This is a genomic window from Streptomyces sp. NPDC005931, from assembly GCF_042871235.1.
GTDB lineage: Bacteria > Actinomycetota > Actinomycetes > Streptomycetales > Streptomycetaceae > Streptomyces.
In genome coordinates, this window is record NZ_JBIAIG010000013.1 from 1 (window position 1) to 2,374 (window position 2,374).

A 2,374-nucleotide genomic window follows, 5' to 3' on the forward strand; every position below is an offset into this window, starting at 1 on the left:
TAGGCCGCGCCACCCGCGCACGGGCCGAGCATCACCGAGATCTGCGGGATGACGCCGGACGCCTTGGTGTTGCGCTGGAAGATGCCGCCGTACCCGGCGAGCGCCGAGACGCCCTCCTGAATGCGCGCACCGGCGCCGTCGTTGAGGGAGACGAGGGGCGCGCCGGCCGCGATGGCCATGTCCATGATCTTGTGGATCTTGGTGGCGTGGGCCTCGCCCAGCGCCCCGCCGAAGATCCGGAAGTCATGGGCGTAGACGAAGACCGTGCGGCCCTCCACCGTGCCCCAGCCGGTGATCACACCGTCGGTGTACGGCCGCCGGGCCTCCAGGCCGAAGCCGGTGGCCCGGTGCCGGCGCAGGGGTTCCACCTCGCGGAACGAGCCCTCGTCCAGCAGCAGCTCGATGCGCTCGCGCGCCGTCAGCTTGCCCTTGGCGTGCTGCGCCGCCGTTGCCTTCTCACCGGGGCCGTTCAGTACCTGTCGGCGTATCTGGGCCAGCTCCGCGACGTGGGACCTCATGTCTCCCCCTGGAGTGACGGAACGTCAGTTGCCGAGGCGGCGCAGGCCGCTCATCTGAAGGAAGGCGAACGCCGCGACGACGGCCGCCTGGAGCGGAATCCACACCGTGCCGACCGTGTTCGGGTCGAACCAGCCGAAGACGGCGGTGGCCACGCTCGCCACGGCCCAGAGCAGGTTGGCCTCGATGATCAGCTTGGTGGGCAGAACCGGGGGCACCGGGCGGCTCGCCACGACGGCGACGAGGACGCCGTAGACCGTGAGGAAGGCGCCGATGCCGCGCAGGAAGCCGGTGCCGAGGCCGAGCAGCTCACCGACCGGGCCGGCAGCCAGCAGGTAGATCAGACCGTTGGCGCCGGTCACGGCGGCGTCGAGGGCGAGGAACATCCTCAACGGACGCGCGGCGGCAGCGGACCCTGCTGCCGTCGCCGCGCGCGTCGTGGTCTGACTCGTGGTCATGGGATCTCCAAAGGTAGGGGCCTGTTCCACTTCACATCGATCGTGCCGAGTGCCGCTGACCGGACGCTGACGAGCCGCTTACGCGGGCGGCTGCCGGGTCCGGCCGGCTCAGGTGAGCTGAAGGAGCAGGGGGTTGCGGACCTCGCCGGTGAGGGCGGGGTCGTGGGAGAGGATCGCGCTCTCCACATGGCGCAGTGAGGGCGAGGGCTCGATGCCGAGCTCGTCGGCGAGGTGACGCCGCATGCGGCGGAAGACGTCGAGTGCGTCGGCCTGGCGGCCCGCGCAGTACAGGGCGATCATCAACTGCTCGCAGAAGCGTTCCCGGAGCGGGTGGTTGGTGTGCGTCTCGGTGAGCTCGGCGAGGACGGCGGCGTGCCGGCCGAGGCGCAGTTCGGCCTCGAAGCGGAGCTCCATGGCGCGCATGCGGTACTCCTCGTAGCGGGCTGCGGCCAGTTGGCACAGGGCGCCGCCGGGGAAGCCGCCGAACACCGGACCGCGCCACATGGCCAGGGCCTGGCGGAGCAGTCGGGCGGTCCTGTCGGGGTTGTCACGCCCGACGACCTCCGCCTGGCGGACCGTCTTGATGAACTCCGCCGCGTCCAGTTCGCCCTCGTTGACGGTGATGCGGTAGCCGGAGGGATACATGATGAGGCGCGAGGTCGTGCGGTCGGGCTCCAGGCTGCGGAGCTTGCGGCGCAGGCGGCTGATGTGGGCCTGAAGCGCGTTGGCCTGGTTGTCCGGGGCGACCTCGCCCCACATCTCGTCGATGAGGGCCTCGCCGGAGACGGGCTGGCCCTCGCTGGCGAGAAGTGTCTGCAAGAGGGCTCGCTGGAGATCACCGGAGATCTCCGCAGGGCCTGATGCGGTGTGGATCTGGAGTGCCCCAAGGATCGAGAACCTCAACATGGCGTTTCCCCCTTTGACGATCGTGAGGCCGAGGGTGGGTGAGGGCTCGTCATGACGATCCACGCCGTTGGCGTCGGACCACGGAGGCCTGCGCGCGGCGATGTCCGGGGCGATGCACGCTCTGAGTCTCCACCCGTCCGTATCCTTCCACAGAATAATTCCTTTGAGAAGGTATTTTTTCTGGTGTGTCCCACCGTCGCGTGCGTCGACGCGCTGACCAGTGTCATTGTCCGGTGGGGTGCCGTAAGCGGAATGCTCCCGAGGGGAGCAGGCAGCCGTGGGCGCACGCCTTGCACCCCGGCGGGCCGCCCTCTGGGGGCGGCACGCCGGGGTGTGAGCCCGCCGGGCCGGGGGATTGCCGGCGGTCCGTACGGCATCGGTGTGACACGCGGCCGGTGGGGTGGGGCCGCTGGAGGCCCGATGCCGGGAATCGACGTGGCGGAGAGGGCAGGATTCGAACCTGCGTGGGCTTTTTACGGCCCGACCTCGAGCTG

Annotated in this window: 3 protein-coding genes; all 3 read right to left on the reverse strand. The window is 70.0% G+C overall.

All coding sequences use genetic code 11. From position 1 onward, the window contains the following. Positions 1-518: carboxyl transferase domain-containing protein (locus ACFYOV_RS25965; protein WP_389091263.1), on the reverse strand; the 518-nt coding region annotated here is incomplete at its 3' end. Between the two features lie 24 nt (positions 519-542). Next, positions 543-974 (reverse strand): hypothetical protein, encoded by a 432-nt coding sequence (locus ACFYOV_RS25970; protein WP_389091265.1) that lies wholly within the window; start codon positions 972-974, stop codon positions 543-545. 108 nt (positions 975-1,082) lie between these two features. Beyond that, entirely contained in the window at positions 1,083-1,880 is a 798-nt protein-coding gene (locus ACFYOV_RS25975; protein WP_389091267.1) for a BTAD domain-containing putative transcriptional regulator, read from the reverse strand. Positions 1,881-2,374: the final 494 nt, after the last annotated feature.

Coding starts and splice junctions, on each gene's coding strand:
- ACFYOV_RS25970 (WP_389091265.1), bottom strand. CDS start 974: ATGACCACGAGTCAGACCACGACGCGCGCGGCGACGGCAGCAGGGTCC.
- ACFYOV_RS25975 (WP_389091267.1), bottom strand. CDS start 1,880: ATGTTGAGGTTCTCGATCCTTGGGGCACTCCAGATCCACACCGCATCA.